Origin of the sequence: Paraliobacillus ryukyuensis, from assembly GCF_003315295.1 — a bacterium.
Classification (GTDB): Bacteria; Bacillota; Bacilli; order Bacillales; family Amphibacillaceae; genus Paraliobacillus; species Paraliobacillus ryukyuensis.
In genome coordinates, this window is the sequence record NZ_QNRI01000001.1 from 1 (window position 1) to 17170 (window position 17170).

Here is a 17170-nt window from a genome sequence, read left to right on the forward strand (position 1 = left end):
TTGACGGTCAATTTAAAAGCCCCTTTAGGGGTAGTTAGTAAAGTGCCCTTCTAGGGCGAAATTAAAACCGCCCGTTTTACGGGCGGATATTTATTGTTGTTTTTGTGAAATATATTCAACTTTTTAGGGCATTCGCATATGTTGTTAATGAATTGAACTGTTATTTGCCTATAGAAATGGCTGAATTAAAATTTAGGAAGGAGTTATCACTTTGAAGATTCATATCGTACAAAAAGGGGATACCCTATGGAACCTTGCGCAAAAATATGGGGTAGATTTTGAAGAGTTAAAACAAATGAATGCTCAATTGGCTAATCCTAATATGATTATGCCTGGAATGAAAATAAAGATCCCAACGAGTTCTAAGCAAGTACAGACACAACCAACCAAAGATAAAACGATGCAACCGTACAAGGATATGTCACCGAAAGCAATGCCTGTCATTAATGAAGATGACAGCAAACCTGCACCTAACATAAAAAAAACCATGCCTAAACCGACACCAGTTTCACCAACACCGCCAATGCAACCAATCCAATTGCCAGATCTACCTAACTTTTATTCGACTAATTACAATATTGATGTAGATTATGAGGATAATGATACTGAAATCAATCAAACGACAATTCAACAAATGAATGAAACGCACAAACAAGCACCAATACAACAGCAACCGATTCAACAAGCACCCCAACAACAACCGATGCAAGTACCAATGTATCATCAGCCAATGATGCCAATGCACCCTTGTATGCCATGCATGCCAATTCACGTTATGCCACCAATGATGCAGCCTTGGCAAACAATGCCACAAGGCGATCCTTGTGAAAAGTATTCAACACCACAAGCGTGGATGCAACAAGAACCAATGCCTTTTCAACCAAATGAAGAACTAATGGAATCACCAAGTGTGGAAATGCCACCATTACCACCACAAATGCCAATGCAACAACAATCAATGCCGATGCCACCCAATGAATATTGGCAACAACCGCAGCAACAAATGTGGTCACAAGCACCACAACAACCAATGATGCAAGCGCCAATGATGGGGGCGAATGGCTCTTCGATGCAACCGAATATGATGCCGCCATCAGCTTATCAATCAATGCCAACAAATGCACAACCTGGAATGCCAATGCCATATGAAGGAAATATGCAACCATATCCGATGCAAGGCGCGTACCCTTATCGAGAAGAAACGGATGATGAATAATGGCAAAAGAGACGATTCTTTATGGAATCGTCTTCTCCTATTTTTGAAACAAAAGGGCTTCTTATCGATCAAAAATGTGCAACGCGTTAAAGCAGTTAATTTTATCGTCACTGATGATGCAGATCAGAAATTTGTTTTAAAAGGTTACCAGAAGCAAGCGACAGTCTTGAAACAGTGGGAGTTATTTTCTCAAATAGATAAACCATTTATCGTTTCTTTTCAACGATTTCCAAGCGGAGATCGTTATCTGTTTTGGGAAGGTTACTATTGGACGTTACAAAAATATTACCGTGCCCAACGATTAAATTATCAATGGAAGGAAGACAGGGATCAAGCATGGGCAAGTATGAAACAATTTCACCTAGCAGCCAGTGGCATTGTGATTGAGCATCAACCACCTACAGTTAATTTTGTGCGAAAATGGGAAAATAGATTAAGAAGATGGCAAAACACCGAACAACTTCTTTATCGACTAGGTTACCGAACGTTATATAATGAACTTGAAACACAATTAATGGAGGGCATTACATTATTTCAACAAGTAAATCACCCTACTTTGGAGGCAAATCCGAGTTATCAATTAAATTGGATACACGGAGATGTTGCTTCTCATAATTTTTTGCGAGATAATAGAAATAACATCTATTTAATAGACTTTGACTTATTGGCTCCATCACCTTCGATTTATGATGAAATTCAACTTGCGCAACGGTTTTTACCATTCATTCAAGATAATATTGAACAACTGGAAGCATACATACATCCAGACACATTGCAAACCAATCAGCTTTTTTGGATTGGGCTAATGATTCCAGCTGATTTTATTAGAGAATGGTGGTATTTTATTGTACAATCAAAAGAAGAAATAGCTATTACAAATTTTCTTACTGAATTTTGCTTAAGTTGGAATGAAAGGAAACAATTTGTTGAAACTGTTAAGAAAAAACTAAATAGATAAAGGGAAGGGGAAATACAGATGCAAGAAAAAGTAGAAAAATTAGTACAATGGCTACAAACACAGATAGAAGAGACTGGTGTAAAAGGCTTGCTTGTTGGCGTCAGTGGAGGAATTGATTCATCGGTTGTTGCGAATTTAATTAAGCGTGCAGCTCCAGCGTCCTCTCTTGGTGTAATGATGCCATGTAACAGTAATCCGGAAGATTTGGACCATGCCAAAAAAGTAGTAGAAGCTGCGGGTCTTGAGAATGTTACGGTTGATTTGACATCTACGCATGATACGATGTTAAAAGAAATTCAAACACAATTAAAAAATGCCAATGCATTAGTTGAAGAAAACCAACAATTAGCTGATGCGAACTTACGTGCGCGTTTGCGCATGAGTACATTGTATACACTAGCTACCAATTACAATTACCTTGTGGTAGGAACAGATAATGCTGCGGAATGGTATACAGGCTATTTCACTAAATTTGGTGATGGTGGGGTTGATTTGGTTCCATTGGTACATCAAACAAAAGGCGATGTTCGGGAATTAGCAAAATATCTAAATGTTCCTAAAGAAGTAATTAACAAACAACCAAGTGCTGGTCTATGGGAAGGTCAAACAGACGAAAATGAAATGGGAACAAGTTATGCAATAATTGATCAATACCTGAAAGGTGAAAAAGTACCAGAAAAAGATAAGGCTATTATTGAACAAATGCATAATCGAACAGCCCACAAACGTGAAATGGCAAAAGCTCCAGAGAAATTCTAAATAGATGTATTCTGAATCCTTTATCAGTTAACTGGTAAAGGATTTTCCTTATGAATGCATGATTTTTCTAGTTTATGGAGATGTGTTATATTGTAAGAGGAACAGTAAGCGTTAATGGAAAGGAGTTTGGATTGATTATGGCTGGACACTCAAAATGGAAGAATATACAAAGACGGAAAAATGCTCAAGACGCTAAAAAGGGTAAAATATTCATGAGACTTGCAAAAGAACTTTATGTTGCTGCAAAAGATGGTGGTGGAGATCCAGAAATGAATCCATCCCTTCGTTTAGCTATCGATAAAGCAAAAGCAAGTAATATGCCGAATGATAATATTGAACGTGCGATCAAAAAGGCTACTGGTGATTTAGATGGTGCTAATTATGAAGAAGTAGTGTATGAAGGTTACGGACCAGCAGGTGCTGCTGTGATGGTTGAGTTGTTAACCGATAATAAAAACCGTGCTGCATCCGATGTTCGTCATGCATTTTCTAAACATGGTGGCAACTTAGGTGAAAATGGTTGTGTTGCTTTTATGTTTGATCGACGCGGTTATATTGTGATTGAACGTAATACAACTGAAACAGATGAAGATACCATGATGCTTACAGTAGCGGAAGCTGGGGCAGAAGAAATGGAACCATCGGAAGAAGTATTTGAAATATACACGCCGCCTGAACAATTCCAAGATGTCAAAAAATATTTAATGGACGAAGGTTATCAATTAGAAACTGCGGAAGTTACCATGTTTCCCCAAACTTATGTATCACTTAGTGAAGATGATGAAAATAAAATGTCTCGGTTAATCGATCGTTTAGAAGATCTAGAGGATGTTCAAGAAATCTATCATAATGCAGAATTGAATGAATAGGATTAAAGTAACCTAATGGAAGTGAGAGATTTATTTTTTTTTGCTAGAAAGGGCTATCTTCCATTTCAATAGAACATTATTTAGAATATAATAATGAAAAAGCATATCGAGGTGTTTTAGTTATGGGTGAGCAGAATGATAGTGAACCTTTACAAGGTCAACAAATCTTAGAAAAAGAAAAAGCAATTGATTGCTTAGACCATTACGAAGAAAACGAGAACGATTACTATGTTATTTATCAAAAACAAGATCAACAAGTAAAAAGAGAATTGAAATTCAACAAAGTCACTAAATTATCAGCTAAGTCATATGCGATCGCCATGCATACAGAAGATGAAACGGATCATATTCGCTACTATCATGGAGAAGAAATTATTCTAGCTAAAGAAGAAATTATTGAACTACGTATCTTTGATCCTCATGCGTTTGATTTTGTTGTGTATACCGACTAATCGATTAGTCGGTATTTTTGTTTTTAACATCTTTTTTGAATATATAGGATAAACCATTGAAAGGTAATGCTTTTACATCATTTCATGAATCATAGACAAAGTAGCATAAACTTCATAAAATTGGTCAATCATAGGAAAGAGAGATAATTAGGTTTATCTCAATATAAACTTTGTATAAATGTAATGTGAAAAGAGAATGAAAAATTTTCTTTATGAGATAAGCTATCTAATCATATGTTTTGACTGAGGTGAAAAAAATGAAAAAATATGTGTATTTGTCTATGTTTGGGGTTATCATGTTTTTAATTGGATTTAGTGTGCATAGTTTATTCGAGCAACAAAGTTCTACTGCAGAACAAAGTGATACGATTGAAGTTACGGAGGTCAGTAATACCGCTGCACCGTTCAAAAGCCCACTCGAAATACAGGTTACGTTACAAAAACAATACTTAGATGGAAAAATTTCAGAAGAAACCCATCTTGAAACCATTCAGTCGATGCAAGATTTTTGGGCAAGTTATGCTGATTGGCAAGTCATTGATCAAAAAGAGGGAGAAATGGTCTTTCGAAAACAAATGAATGATATCTCACCTTATATAAAGAAAACAGGCTATTTCGGTTTAAAAGACAGTATGTTATCCATTTTCGAAGGTGAGCCTATCCACGGCCAAGTCATTCAATCATTTTATCAGATTGACACGGATACATTAGAAAGTAGGAAAATGGATGCCCTGCAAGAAGGTATAAAAATCGAATCAAAAGATAAATACTTACAAGTTCTTGAAGTATATCGTGATTTATCTCCAACTAAACAAGTACAAGGTTAAACAAGCGAAGGGTTTTCTAGCTCTTTGCTTATTTTCTTGCTATAGTATTCAAGATGAGCATATGGATATCATGGAAAGTTAAATGAAAAAGTCACATAATTAGATGTGCGAACATATGGTTGTATGATAGAATAAATATAGGTAATGTTACAGTTGAGAGGAAGAAACAAATAAAAATGATAGCATATATAAATGGTAGACTAGAAGTTGTAAATGAAAATGCTGTGATTGTTGAAGCTAATGGGGTAGGCTATGAAGTTATTTGTGCTAATCCATTTCGGTTCCAACATCAATTGGGAGAAAAAATTCGTATACATACGTTTCATTATATAAGAGAAGATGTTCAAATTTTGTACGGTTTTGTCAATCCAGATGAGAAAAATCTTTTCGCGAGAATTTTACAAGTTTCTGGCATCGGCCCTAAAGGTGCGCTGTCCATTGTTGGAACAGCAGGAGTGCAAGATTTTGTCGAAGCAATTGAAACAGAGAACGAAAAGTTTCTAACTGGATTCCCGGGCGTAGGTAAGAAAACAGCACGTCAGATGATCTTAGATTTAAAAGGTAAACTGATCCAAGAATTTGATGTAACATTATCAATCACGGATGAGAAAGGTACGCTGTTTGATTCGCATAATCAAGAAGTACTAGAAGAAGCCTTAGAAGCTTTACGTTCTCTCGGTTATTCTGAGCGTGAATTGAAACAAATTACGCCTGAATTAAAGAAAGAAAAAAATGCAAATACCGACCAATATATTCGCGTTGGTTTAGCTCTACTTACGAAAAAATAATGAGGGGTGAAAACGATGGAAGAACGTATGATATCAAGTGAACTTCAATCAGATGATACTTCAATCGAGCTTAGCTTGCGCCCCAGTTCATTAGCTCAATATATCGGACAACAAAAAGCAAAAGAGAATTTAAGTATTTTTATTGAGGCAGCAAGACTTCGAAATGAAGCGTTAGATCATGTACTATTATATGGACCACCAGGACTTGGGAAAACAACAATGGCTTCCATTATTGCTAACGAAATGGGTGTATCCTTTCGAACGACTTCTGGACCTGCGATTGAGCGTGCTGGAGATTTAGCAGCCATTCTTTCGTCTTTAGAAACTGGTGATGTATTATTTATTGATGAAATCCATCGATTGCCGAGGTCAGTGGAAGAGATCTTATATCCTGCGATGGAAGATTTTTGCCTTGATATTGTGATTGGATCAGGACCCAGTGCGAGGTCTGTACGTCTTGATTTACCACCGTTTACATTAATTGGTGCTACCACAAGAGCTGGTTTATTGACTGCTCCTCTCCGTGATCGATTTGGTGTGCTAAGTCGCCTAGAGTACTACACAACAGATGATTTATGCCAGATTGTTGAACGAACGGCAACTATTTTTGAAGTTACAATCACGAAGGAGGCGTCAATTGAAATAGCGAGAAGATCTAGAGGGACTCCCCGAATAGCTAATCGATTACTTAAACGAGTAAGAGATATTTCACAAGTTCGGGGGGAAGATAAAATCAGTTTGGAAACTACCAGAAAAGCATTAGAAATGCTCCAAGTAGATCAATCTGGCCTTGATCATATTGACCATAAAGTATTAGAAGCAATTATGGACGCATATCAAGGTGGACCTGTAGGACTTGATACATTAGCTTCAACGATTGGGGAAGAATCACAAACAATTGAAGATGTTTATGAACCATTTTTATTGCAACAAGGTTTTATTCAGCGAACACCTAGAGGACGCATGGTAACACCAAAAGCTTATCAGCATTTCAATCGGGAGGTGCCAAATACTTGACCAGTTTTGGTAAATTACTTATTGTAATAGGGGTTGTACTTATTATTGTTGGCTTACTCTCAAATGTGATTGGTAAGTTACCAGGTGATTTTAGTTTTAAAAAAGGGAATGTATCGATTTATTTCCCGTTTATGACATCAATCATCATAAGCATTGTATTATCCATCATTTTATATATTATCAGTAGGTTTCGTTAGATAGGAGTTTAATATGAATATTAATGATTTTGATTTTGATTTACCAGAAGAACTAATTGCGCAAACGCCATTAAAAGATCGATCATCATCTAGACTTCTCGTGATGAACCGTGAAGATCAAGCTCTATCACACCACACGTTTAGTGATATTATCGATTATATTGGTAAGGGTGACTGTTTAGTCTTAAACGATACCAAAGTCTTACCTGCAAGACTATATGGGTCAAAAAAAGACACTGGTGCCAAAGTAGAAGTACTTTTGCTTCATCAAGAGTCAGATGATGATTGGGAAGTGCTCGTAAAACCAGCCAAAAAAATAAAAGAAGGAACAGAAATTGTCTTTGGTGATGGGAAATTAACGGCCATCTGTCTCGAAGAAAAAGAACATGGTGGACGAACGCTTCGCTTTCATTATCACGGAATTTTTTTAGAAGTATTAAACGAACTTGGTGAAATGCCACTGCCACCTTACATTAAGGAGCAATTACCTGATCAAGAGCGTTATCAAACCGTATACGCTCGTGAAGAAGGATCTGCTGCCGCACCAACCGCTGGATTGCATTTTACTACTACGCTATTAGAACAATTAAAACAAAAAGGGGTACAAGTTGTTTTCCTCACGCTGCATGTCGGATTAGGGACCTTCCGACCGGTAAGTGTTGATACGGTAGAAGAGCATGATATGCATGCGGAATTTTATCACATGTCGCAAGAAACAGCTGATGTGATTAATCAAGTGAAAGCAAATGGCGGACGGGTCATTTCCGTGGGGACGACGTCAACGCGTACGTTAGAAACCATTGCGAGAGATAATGATGGTAATTTGGTCGAGGCTAGTGGTTGGACAGATATATTTATCTATCCACCCTATCAATTTCAAGCAGTTGATGGTTTGATTACAAACTTTCATTTACCAAAATCCACACTAGTTATGCTAGTTAGTGCGTTAGCAGGAAGAGATTTTGTACTAAAAGCTTATCACGAAGCAATTGAGCAGCGCTATCGTTTTTTTAGCTTTGGAGACGCAATGTTAATTCTTTAATAAAACTATTTTTTGCAACGAGAAAGGGAAGAATAATGGCGGCAATTACGTATGAGTTAATTAAAACATGTAAACAAACAGGGGCAAGACTTGGTCGTGTACACACACCTCATGGTTCGTTTGATACACCAACGTTTATGCCTGTTGGAACATTGGCTACAGTCAAAACAATGAGTCCAGAAGAGTTAACAGAAATGGGTGCGAAAATAATTTTATCCAACACCTATCATTTATGGCTACGTCCAGGGGAAGACATTGTGCGAGAAGCAGGTGGCTTACACAAGTTTATGAACTGGGATGGCGCTATTTTAACAGATTCGGGTGGGTTCCAAGTATTTAGTTTAAGTGACTTACGTGAAATTGAAGAAAAAGGCGTTCATTTCCGTAATCATATTAGTGGTGAGAAATTATTTTTATCACCTGAAAAAGCGATGCAGATTCAAAATGATTTGGGTGCTGATATTATGATGGCATTTGATGAATGCACACCGTACCCAGCTGAGCATAAGTATATGAAGTCATCAGTCGAACGAACAAGTAGATGGGCAGAGCGTTGCTTACAAGCACATCAACGACCACATGATCAAGGTTTATTTGGGATTGTGCAAGGTGGCGAGTATGAAGATTTGCGCCGCCAAAGTGCCCATGATCTTACGTCTTTAGACTTTCCTGGTTATGCAATCGGTGGTCTTTCCGTTGGTGAACCAAAAGATGTGATGAATCGCGTACTTGAATACACGACACCATTACTACCAGATAGTAAACCGCGTTACTTGATGGGGGTTGGATCACCAGATTCGTTAATCGATGGTGCGATTCGCGGTATTGATATGTTTGATTGTGTGTTACCTACTAGAATTGCAAGAAATGGTACATGCATGACCTCTAATGGTCGCTTAGTTGTACGTAATGCCAAATACGCCCGTGACTTCGGTCCAATTGATCCGAATTGTGACTGTCATACGTGTCGAAATTATTCCAGAGCATATATTCGACATCTAGTAAAATCGAATGAAACCTTTGGACTGCGTTTAACTACTTATCATAATCTATATTTTCTGTTAAACTTAATGCAGCAGGTACGCGAAGCGATAACAGAAGATCGACTTGGCGATTTCAGAGAAGAATTCTTTGAACAATATGGTTTTAATAAACCGAATGCTAAAAACTTTTAAAGGAGGAAAATAGAAATGCAGGGATTTTTAGGGTTATTACCGTTTGTTTTGATTTTTGTCGTTTTTTATTTTCTGTTGATTCGTCCGCAGCAAAAACGTCAAAAACAAGTGCGTCAAATGCAAGCAGATTTGCAAAAAGGTGATAAGATCATTACCATCGGCGGTATGCACGGAACAGTTCATGCTATCGATGAAGGCACACTTGTTCTCGAAGTACATGATGGTACAAAGATTACATATGATCGCTCATCTGTACGTGATGTCGTAAAACAAACAGAAGAAGCTTAAAAGGAAAAAAAGCACAAAAATTAATTTTGTGCTTTTTTGTTATTCTTTTTTTTGACTTAAGTTCACTCCTATAATTCCGCCTAACATTCCTGCCAGTAAGAATGCCCCGTGATAAACGAACTGTGACGCAGAAAAGGGTTGCTGTAGACCTAAGTATTGATACATAAATACAAAAGTACTAAATCCGATACTCGTTAGTAACCCTACCAGCCAGCCCTTTTCACCTGTTTTTATCCCTGCAAATGTTCCACCACTTAAAAAAGCTAATAAGCTAATAATGGTTGTACTGTGCGTTATTGTAGAAGCTCCTAACGATGTAAATCGCAGCAATAATGATAGGATAAAACTTGCTAGTATCATCAGTGTCAGTATGGCAATCCATCCATATAACAGACCAGTAAATCGAACTTTCATACGCACTCTCCTTTGCTTGTCCTTACTAGAAGATATGCGATTGTAAGCTATTTAGAATAAAATATTTTGTTTATTAATACATATAGAAATAGACAGGCACGTTGTCATTGACTAGAACTTATAATTAACAGGTACATGTAGCTTTAGTTTTTCTAAGAGGGGGAGTGGATGGCTATTGGGTGCTACTTTTGCGATTAGCGTTTTTGTAATATGCTATATGTTTATTATCAGTGAAAAAATAAATCAAGCGTTAATAGCTCTAGCTGGAGGGACGCTCTTACTGTTAACAAAAGTATATTCATTAGAGGATGCGCTAAACAATTATATCGATTGGGAGACCATCGCATTATTGTTTTCGATGATGGTTCTTGTATCTATAACTAAAAAAACTGGGATATTTTCATTTATTGCTATTTATTTTGCGCAAAGGGTGAATGGGAACCCCGTCGCATTATTAGTTGGTATGGCTATTTTAACTGCAGTAGGTTCTGCGTTACTTGATAATGTAACAACCGTGCTTTTATTTGTTCCTGTGATGTTTACGATAACCAATATGCTTCATTTACCAACCTTTCCCTATTTGTTGACGATTATTTTTAGTGCAAATATCGGTGGAACAGCAACTTTAATTGGTGATCCACCTAATATAATGATTGGACAGGCTGTTGAACATCTTACCTTTCTATCTTTTTTAAACCATCTTGGACCAATTGTATTGATCATTTTTATTAGTATGTTGATTTTTGTGAGTCATCATTTCAAAAAACAACTTATTATGCAAACGCGATCTGTTAATGAATTACATCATATGAAACCCGCTAGTTATTTAAAAAAATCACCGATGATCTATCAATCGATAGTTGTTTTATCGCTCACTATTATTGGCTTTATTCTTCACCCAATTATCCACGTTGATTTAACGACGGTGGCAGTTAGCGGCGCTATTTTACTATTATTATTGACAGAGAAGGAATTAGCAACTGAAAAAGTATTTCAAGAGGTAGAATGGATCACGCTGTTTTTTTTTATTGGACTATTCATGCTCGTTGGCGGTTTACAAGAAGTTGGTGTTATTGATGAGTTAGCAAGTTATATTATTTGGGCAACATCTGGTGATCTACCATTGACTGCATTATTATTACTCTGGGTATCAGGAATTATCTCGCAAATTATTAATAATATTCCGTTTGTTGCCGCTATGATTCCTGTAATCAAGGAATTCCAAACCTATGGTATGGCTGATGTTGACCCATTATGGTGGTCGTTAGCCTTAGGCGCTTGCTTAGGGGGGAATGGCAGTTTAATTGGAGCTTCAGCTAATGTGGTGGTAGCAGGTTTGGCTGAAGGTGAAAATAAAGCAATTTCTTTTTTTCAATTCTTAAAATATGGTGTTCCCTTAGTATTATTTTCGTTAGTTGTTTGCACGATCTACGTGTATATTAGATACTTACTCCCGTTTTTACATGGATTATAAATTAGCAGGGTAAAGTAAAAAAGAAAGGAGATGCTAAGAAGAAAAGGCGGGATCAGATGGAACTAGAAATCGGGAAAATAATTTTTCGGACAATTTTTACGTACAGTATGATTGTCCTTGTTTTTCGTCTAATGGGTAAACGAGAAATTGGGGAACTTAGTTTATTAGACGTTGTTATTTTCATTATGGTAGCTGAGATAGCTGTCTTCACGATTGAAGATCCAAAAAGACAGCTACTAGAGGCTATTATTCCTGTCGTGTTATTAGTTATCATCCAACGCTTCATCGCGTGGGTTTCGTTAAAAAGTAAATGGTTTCGCGATTGGTTTGAAGGTAAACCATCTGTAATTATTAATCAAGGGAAAATTGACGAATATGAAATGAAGAAACAACGGTATAATTTAAACGATTTAATGCAGCAGCTTAGAGAACAGGGAACCAAAAGTATTGAAGATGTAGCATTCGCTATTTTAGAACCATCTGGTAAATTGTCTGTTTTTGAGAAAAATCAAGAGGATTCCTCAGGGTATATCTTACCGTTGATTATGGACGGGGAAATCCAGCAAGAAAGTCTAAAAAAACTCCATCAGTCTACAGAATGGCTGATGGAGCAGTTAAAAACAAAAGGATATTCTACTACACAAGCGATATCCTTTTGTTCCGTTGATCAACAAGGCAATTGGTATGTTGATCTTAAGGATGAGCACTAACGCACGAAACGGTTAAACAAAGGTAATTGTCGTAACTCTTCTTTTGTAATAAAACGTAATACAAACAATAGCAGGATATAAATCATAAAAAGTACAGTTAACAAGAAAAGAAATACCCACATATTACTTGCAAAAGCAGGCAGCCAAGCTTTTAACATAAGGCTTGCTAGCCAACTTAATCCTAGCAATAGAATCATCTTAATGGTATCCAGTGTTGGAATACGGAAGTTAATAATTTTATGTAGTGTCGTCATGTGAAGCAATGTGCCTAATACTTGTCCAACTGACATCGCAATCGCCGCGCCCATGATACCAAAATGGGGATTGGTTGTTAAGACAATTAGCACAAAAAATTTCACTACAGTACTAATAATATTATTCCACATCGCAGGTTTTGCATAATCAAGTGCTTGCAATGTTGCATTCAGTGGAAATTGAATATAAAGTAAAATAAAAAATGGTGCCATCATTATTAAAAACGAACTAGCGCTTGTTGTACCGTACATATACTGTAGAATTGGTTCTGCGAATACTGTTAAAATGACGGTAGCAATTGCACCAGAAGCAAATGATATGCGGATGGCTTGATGGAGACGATAATGAATCAAGCGATACTGCTGTTTTGCTTCTGCTTCACTGATATTGGGTAATAATGCCACAGCTAACGAATGTGTAATGAACGTCGGAAAAAATAATAACGGAATTGCATACCCGGTTAATGCTCCATATTGTTTGGTCGCTATGACGGTCTGTACACCAGCAATGGCAAGACTTTGAGATACAAGAATTGGCTCTAAAAAATTTGAAACTGATCCAACTAAACGACTCCCTGTACTTGGAAGTGCGATTGATAATAAGGATTTTAATGTATCTTTACTAGAGATTAAATAAGAGAAGAATTGTTTATGAACGGTAATCCGTTTATACGACCGAAACATACGCAACATAAATAATAAAGAAATAAATTCGCCGATAATAACGGAAATCATTGCCCCACAAGCAGCAAATTCAATCCCGTAAGGTAATAATAATTTCACAAAAAAAGCAACACACGATATCCGGACGATCTGTTCAATAACTTGGGCGATACTTTGCGGTTTCATATTTTGTCTTCCTTGAAAGTATCCACGCACAACCGAAGCGATTGCGCTGATCGGTACCATTGGTGTAATAGCTAGTAATGGGTATAATGTCCGCTTATCTGTTAAAAAATGTTCAGCTATCAATGGCGCACTAATAATCATACCTATCGTGAAAATAATACTTAAAGTACCGGTGATAATCAAAGAGATAATAAGAATTTTTTTAATTTGTCTCGTATTATTATTTGCTTCTGCTTCGGCCACCCGTTTAGAAATAGCGATTGGTAAGCCAAATTGAGATAAGGTATAAATTAAAAATAATGTAGGCAATGCCATGTTATATAGGCCGACACCTTCTTCCCCCATTAAGCGAGCCACTACAATTCGGTTAACAAAACCTAAAAATCTAGTGATTAAACCGGCAAGAATCAATATGAGTGTTCCCTTTAAAAACGACTGCTTTGTCATGAATGTGAATCCTACCTTCTCAAAGAAATAAAAATCCTATACAATATGTATATGCATAGTAGATGGTCAAGCATGACAAGCATCTGTTGATATGTTAAAAAGTAAAAGTGCAACTTAGTATGTACGTGATAGCATCAACTAATATGAAAAAAATCTCATATAACAGAAGGAAAAGTTTGCTTGAGGGAGGCGTGTCAGTAAGGTTTTCCAATAGAGAAAAGGGAGCGATTTTATGGCAATGATAAAGACAGTAGATAATTGGCGTGCGTTGCTATCAATTGTGATTGAAAGCAAAGTAGAAGAATTAAAACTAATGGGATATACAGATACAACTGCTGATATAGTTTGGCGTTGCTTAAAACAGAAAGTATGGAAAGGTAATCCAGAGAAACGGTTATACCAAGTAGTAGAAGATATTCTTCACTTAAATACGCATATCTATATGAGCTTTTTAACGATCGAGTCTTATCAACAACAAGATGACTTGATGGCTTCGATTCAAGCACTTACGGAGCATGAAAATTGACAGATTTTAATTGACATTAACATGCATTGGTAGCATAATACGTCTTGGAACTATATTTTATGTAATAAACAAGTTTTAAAAGAGTTTACTTTATTTTTATTAAGAAAATAAAGTAGGGGAGGCGCAATACATATGGTAAAACGAGGCAGAATAATTGCCTTTTTTCTAATTGTTTTAGCACTTTTCGGAACGATTGGAACAACAATTACAGGAATCACTAAAGATATGAAACTTGGCTTAGATCTCCAAGGTGGTGTGGAGATTTTATATGAAGTTGAGCCGTTAGATGAAGGACAAGAAGTAGATAGTCAATTATTACAAGCAACTGTGGAATCCTTAAGACAGCGTGTCGATGTGTTAGGGGTTAGTGAGCCAAATTTTAATATTGAAGAACCAAATCGAATTCGTGTACAACTCGCTGGAGTTGAAAACGAAGATGAAGCGAGAGAGCTATTGTCTACCTCAGCACAGTTATCTTTTCGTGATGTAAACGATAAAGAATATTTAGATGGTTCTGATATTGTAGAAGGTAGTGCACAACAGAATTTTGACTCGCGAACCAACCAACCAATCGTAACCGTTGAATTCAAGAGTGCAAGTGCCTTTGGCGATGTTACCAGGGAGATTATGAATGACCCTGATTTAGACAATCGTGTGGTTATTTGGATGGATTATGAAGAAGGCGATTCATATGAAGAAGAATCTCAAAAAGCAGATCCTAAGTATATTTCTGCTCCAGGATTTGATCAAGTATTAAACACGAGCAATATTCAAATAGAAGGTAATTTCACTGTTGAATCAGCCAAGCAACTTGCAGATATATTAAATGCAGGTTCGTTACCGGTCGATCTTCATGAAGAGTACACCACATCTGTTGGCGCACAATTTGGGCAACAAGCAATGGATAAAACGATCTTTGCGGGCATATTAGGCGTTGCGTTTATTTTCTTATTTATGATCGTTTATTATCGTTTCCCAGGTTTTATTGCAGTTGTCACCTTAAGTATATACATTTATTTAGTCTTACTTGTATTTGAATTAATGAATGGCGTGCTAACGTTACCAGGAATTGCTGCTCTGATACTCGGGGTTGGTATGGCTGTAGACGCCAATATTATTACGTATGAGCGCATGAAAGAAGAATTAAAACAAGGCAAATCAATGATGTCGGCCTTCAAAGCTGGTAATAGTAACTCACTATCTACTATTTTTGATGCCAATATTACGACATTAATTGCCGCTACTGTTTTATTCATTTTTGGGACAAGTTCTGTAAAAGGTTTCGCAACCTTACTAATCGTAAGTATTGTTTTAAGTTTCGTGACAGCCGTATTCGGTGCTCGATTCTTCTTAAGCTTATGGGTGAAAAGCCGATTCTTAAACAAACGTCCAGGTTGGTTTGGTGTAAAAGCTTCACAAATACAGGACATTTCAGATAAATCAGAAGTTGAGCCAACTGTGTTCGGTAAGCAATTTGATTTTGTTAAGCATCGTAAAAAGTTCTTCCTTCTGTCTGGTGTTTTAGTCGTAGCTGGTGCACTGTGCTTAAGTGTTTTCAACTTGAATTTAGGGATTGATTTTACTGCTGGGTCTCGTGTAGAAATTAATGCTGGAAATTCTGTCACAGCGGAACAAGTAGAAGATCAATTTGATGAATTGGGATTGGAACCTGAAAAAGTAATACTTTCAGGAAATAATAATGAAATTGCGGTTGCAAGATTCGATAAACAATTAGATCAAGACACAGTCGGGCAAGTTCGTACTTTCTTTAGTGATGCATATGGGTCTGATCCAAATGTAAGTACAGTATCGCCTGTTGTTGGACAAGAGTTAGCAAAAAATGCGTTATTAGCTATTTTGTATGCGTCAATTGCGATCATCATCTATGTGACTATTCGTTTTGAATTCTACTTTGCCTTAACAGCAATTCTAGCTTTACTGCATGATGCGTTCTTTATATTGGCCTTGTTTAGTATTACGCAATTAGAATTTGATGTTACAATTATTGCAGCTATTCTAACGATAGTCGGTTATTCGATTAATGATACGATTGTAACCTTTGACCGAATACGAGAGAACTTAAAAGCGAAAAAACGAGTTCGTTCCTTTGCGGAATTAGCAAAAATTGTGAATAAGAGCTTAATGCAAACATTGGGTAGAAGTATTAATACGGTGCTTACTGTTATTGTAGCAGCTATCATGCTGTTCTTTTTCGGCGCAACGTCTATTACTAATTTCTCATTTGCATTAATTGTCGGTCTATTTGCTGGAACCTATTCTTCCCTATTCATTGCTGCACAAGTTTGGTTAGTATGGAGAGGCAAGCAAATTAAAGAAAAACCAATTGTTTACGTTGAGAAAAAACGAAATGATGGACCACAAGTATAATTCAATATAAAAAAACGCTCCTTTTTCGTTTAAGGAGCGTTTTTTAGTGGAAAATAGACATAGCTAGAATTGTTGATTTATGAATTATAATGTAATGAGCAAAAAATTATCAACTAAAGAGGTGTTAGCATGAAAGGGCAAACGTATATTATTTTCGCACTTATTTTTGCACTTATTGTAGCAATGTTTGCAGTGATTAATGTGGAACCAGTAGAAGTAGATTATTTATTTGGGACTGGTCAAGTTCCATTGATATTAGTTATTTTGATTTCAGTATTATTTGGAGGACTAATAACTGGTGGCTTTGGGATATTCCGTTTAATCCGAGTACAACGTGAATTGCGTAGAGTTAAACGTGAAAATGAGCAACTAACATTAACTGAAGATGTTAATGACCCCATTACAGATGAACAACAACTAAATTCAACTGCAGAAAAAGAAGTGAATCAAGCTTCTCCTGAGGATGAAGAAAAAGTCAAATAAGAATCTATTTGAACCCCCTGTCTTACTACTGTATAAT

At 36.6% G+C, this 17170-nt stretch carries 19 protein-coding genes; 17 read left to right on the forward strand and 2 right to left on the reverse strand.

Going from position 1 to position 17170, the window contains the following annotated elements:
- Positions 1 to 211 precede the first annotated feature (211 nt).
- From safA to yajC, 12 genes are all read left to right on the forward strand, one after another.
- Positions 212 to 1216 carry a SafA/ExsA family spore coat assembly protein gene (safA, locus tag DES48_RS00005; protein ID WP_170126136.1) on the forward strand — a complete coding sequence of 335 codons (1005 nt, stop codon included), beginning with the start codon at positions 212 to 214 and terminating at the stop codon, positions 1214 to 1216.
- Entirely contained in the window at positions 1206 to 2174 is a 969-nt protein-coding gene (locus DES48_RS00010) for a phosphotransferase (RefSeq protein ID WP_170126137.1), read from the forward strand. Before safA ends, DES48_RS00010 begins: the two co-directional genes overlap by 11 nt.
- 18 nt (positions 2175 to 2192) lie before the next feature.
- Positions 2193 to 2933: an NAD(+) synthase gene (gene nadE / locus DES48_RS00015; RefSeq protein ID WP_113865846.1), complete on the forward strand. Its 741-nt coding sequence runs from the start codon at positions 2193 to 2195 to the stop codon at positions 2931 to 2933.
- Positions 2934 to 3070: 137 nt separating this feature from the next.
- On the forward strand, positions 3071 to 3802 hold the full coding sequence (locus DES48_RS00020) for a YebC/PmpR family DNA-binding transcriptional regulator (protein WP_113865848.1): 732 nt from the start codon (positions 3071 to 3073) through the stop codon (positions 3800 to 3802).
- A 122-nt stretch (positions 3803 to 3924) separates the two neighbouring features.
- Positions 3925 to 4254, forward strand: a complete 330-nt coding sequence (locus DES48_RS00025) for a hypothetical protein (RefSeq protein ID WP_113865850.1) — start codon at positions 3925 to 3927, stop codon at positions 4252 to 4254.
- A gap of 257 nt (positions 4255 to 4511) precedes the next feature.
- A complete protein-coding gene (locus DES48_RS00030; RefSeq protein ID WP_113865852.1) occupies positions 4512 to 5081 on the forward strand; it encodes an intercompartmental signaling factor BofC in 570 nt (189 codons plus the stop codon).
- A 176-nt stretch (positions 5082 to 5257) separates the two neighbouring features.
- A complete protein-coding gene (ruvA, locus tag DES48_RS00035; RefSeq protein WP_113865854.1) occupies positions 5258 to 5869 on the forward strand; it encodes a Holliday junction branch migration protein RuvA in 612 nt (203 codons plus the stop codon).
- Between the two features lie 15 nt (positions 5870 to 5884).
- A complete protein-coding gene (gene ruvB, locus DES48_RS00040) occupies positions 5885 to 6886 on the forward strand; it encodes a Holliday junction branch migration DNA helicase RuvB (RefSeq protein ID WP_113865856.1) in 1002 nt (333 codons plus the stop codon).
- Positions 6883 to 7083, forward strand: coding sequence for a DUF2905 domain-containing protein (locus DES48_RS00045; protein ID WP_113865858.1), 201 nt, complete (start codon positions 6883 to 6885; stop codon positions 7081 to 7083). The genes ruvB and DES48_RS00045 overlap by 4 nt, the downstream gene beginning before the upstream one ends.
- A gap of 13 nt (positions 7084 to 7096) precedes the next feature.
- Positions 7097 to 8125: a tRNA preQ1(34) S-adenosylmethionine ribosyltransferase-isomerase QueA gene (gene queA, locus DES48_RS00050; protein ID WP_113865860.1), complete on the forward strand. Its 1029-nt coding sequence runs from the start codon at positions 7097 to 7099 to the stop codon at positions 8123 to 8125.
- Positions 8126 to 8160: 35 nt separating this feature from the next.
- The gene (gene tgt / locus DES48_RS00055) at positions 8161 to 9300 is read left to right on the forward strand and encodes a tRNA guanosine(34) transglycosylase Tgt (RefSeq protein ID WP_113865862.1); all 1140 of its coding nucleotides are present in this window, start codon (positions 8161 to 8163) and stop codon (positions 9298 to 9300) included.
- Positions 9301 to 9315: 15 nt separating this feature from the next.
- Positions 9316 to 9588 (forward strand): preprotein translocase subunit YajC, encoded by a 273-nt coding sequence (yajC, locus tag DES48_RS00060; RefSeq protein WP_113865865.1) that lies wholly within the window; start codon positions 9316 to 9318, stop codon positions 9586 to 9588.
- A 39-nt stretch (positions 9589 to 9627) separates the two neighbouring features.
- Here yajC and DES48_RS00065 read toward each other — a convergent pair whose 3' ends face one another.
- Complete coding sequence (locus DES48_RS00065) at positions 9628 to 10002, reverse strand: TIGR04086 family membrane protein (protein WP_113865867.1); 375 nt, start codon at positions 10000 to 10002, stop codon at positions 9628 to 9630.
- Positions 10003 to 10177: 175 nt separating this feature from the next.
- On the opposite strand from DES48_RS00065, the gene DES48_RS00070 reads away from it, so the two are divergent.
- Positions 10178 to 11476 carry an ArsB/NhaD family transporter gene (locus DES48_RS00070; RefSeq protein ID WP_113865869.1) on the forward strand — a complete coding sequence of 433 codons (1299 nt, stop codon included), beginning with the start codon at positions 10178 to 10180 and terminating at the stop codon, positions 11474 to 11476.
- A gap of 56 nt (positions 11477 to 11532) precedes the next feature.
- Positions 11533 to 12186, forward strand: a complete 654-nt coding sequence (locus DES48_RS00075) for a DUF421 domain-containing protein (protein WP_113865871.1) — start codon at positions 11533 to 11535, stop codon at positions 12184 to 12186.
- Here DES48_RS00075 and spoVB read toward each other — a convergent pair.
- Positions 12183 to 13736, reverse strand: coding sequence for a stage V sporulation protein B (gene spoVB, locus DES48_RS00080; RefSeq protein ID WP_113865873.1), 1554 nt, complete (start codon positions 13734 to 13736; stop codon positions 12183 to 12185). The two genes, DES48_RS00075 and spoVB, sit on opposite strands and share 4 nt — an antisense overlap.
- A gap of 232 nt (positions 13737 to 13968) precedes the next feature.
- On the opposite strand from spoVB, the gene DES48_RS00085 reads away from it, so the two are divergent.
- The 3 genes from DES48_RS00085 (at position 13969) to DES48_RS00095 (ending at position 17133) form a co-directional block, all read left to right on the forward strand.
- Positions 13969 to 14262: a post-transcriptional regulator gene (locus DES48_RS00085; protein ID WP_079708404.1), complete on the forward strand. Its 294-nt coding sequence runs from the start codon at positions 13969 to 13971 to the stop codon at positions 14260 to 14262.
- A 132-nt stretch (positions 14263 to 14394) separates the two neighbouring features.
- Entirely contained in the window at positions 14395 to 16650 is a 2256-nt protein-coding gene (secDF, locus tag DES48_RS00090) for a protein translocase subunit SecDF (protein WP_079708405.1), read from the forward strand.
- A gap of 129 nt (positions 16651 to 16779) precedes the next feature.
- The gene (locus tag DES48_RS00095) at positions 16780 to 17133 is read left to right on the forward strand and encodes a LapA family protein (RefSeq protein ID WP_113865876.1); all 354 of its coding nucleotides are present in this window, start codon (positions 16780 to 16782) and stop codon (positions 17131 to 17133) included.
- Positions 17134 to 17170 lie beyond the last annotated feature (37 nt).

What these genes read in the sequence shown, in the direction of transcription:
- DES48_RS00010 (WP_170126137.1), top strand. Translation starts at nt 1,206, where the DNA reads ATGATGAATAATGGCAAAAGAGACGATTCTTTATGGAATCGTCTTCTC.
- nadE (WP_113865846.1), top strand. Translation starts at nt 2,193, where the DNA reads ATGCAAGAAAAAGTAGAAAAATTAGTACAATGGCTACAAACACAGATA.
- DES48_RS00020 (WP_113865848.1), top strand. Translation starts at nt 3,071, where the DNA reads ATGGCTGGACACTCAAAATGGAAGAATATACAAAGACGGAAAAATGCT.
- DES48_RS00025 (WP_113865850.1), top strand. Translation starts at nt 3,925, where the DNA reads ATGGGTGAGCAGAATGATAGTGAACCTTTACAAGGTCAACAAATCTTA.
- DES48_RS00030 (WP_113865852.1), top strand. Translation starts at nt 4,512, where the DNA reads ATGAAAAAATATGTGTATTTGTCTATGTTTGGGGTTATCATGTTTTTA.
- ruvA (WP_113865854.1), top strand. Translation starts at nt 5,258, where the DNA reads ATGATAGCATATATAAATGGTAGACTAGAAGTTGTAAATGAAAATGCT.
- ruvB (WP_113865856.1), top strand. Translation starts at nt 5,885, where the DNA reads ATGGAAGAACGTATGATATCAAGTGAACTTCAATCAGATGATACTTCA.
- queA (WP_113865860.1), top strand. Translation starts at nt 7,097, where the DNA reads ATGAATATTAATGATTTTGATTTTGATTTACCAGAAGAACTAATTGCG.
- tgt (WP_113865862.1), top strand. Translation starts at nt 8,161, where the DNA reads ATGGCGGCAATTACGTATGAGTTAATTAAAACATGTAAACAAACAGGG.
- yajC (WP_113865865.1), top strand. Translation starts at nt 9,316, where the DNA reads ATGCAGGGATTTTTAGGGTTATTACCGTTTGTTTTGATTTTTGTCGTT.
- DES48_RS00065 (WP_113865867.1), bottom strand. Translation starts at nt 10,002, where the DNA reads ATGAAAGTTCGATTTACTGGTCTGTTATATGGATGGATTGCCATACTG.
- DES48_RS00075 (WP_113865871.1), top strand. Translation starts at nt 11,533, where the DNA reads ATGGAACTAGAAATCGGGAAAATAATTTTTCGGACAATTTTTACGTAC.
- spoVB (WP_113865873.1), bottom strand. Translation starts at nt 13,736, where the DNA reads ATGACAAAGCAGTCGTTTTTAAAGGGAACACTCATATTGATTCTTGCC.
- DES48_RS00085 (WP_079708404.1), top strand. Translation starts at nt 13,969, where the DNA reads ATGGCAATGATAAAGACAGTAGATAATTGGCGTGCGTTGCTATCAATT.
- secDF (WP_079708405.1), top strand. Translation starts at nt 14,395, where the DNA reads ATGGTAAAACGAGGCAGAATAATTGCCTTTTTTCTAATTGTTTTAGCA.
- DES48_RS00095 (WP_113865876.1), top strand. Translation starts at nt 16,780, where the DNA reads ATGAAAGGGCAAACGTATATTATTTTCGCACTTATTTTTGCACTTATT.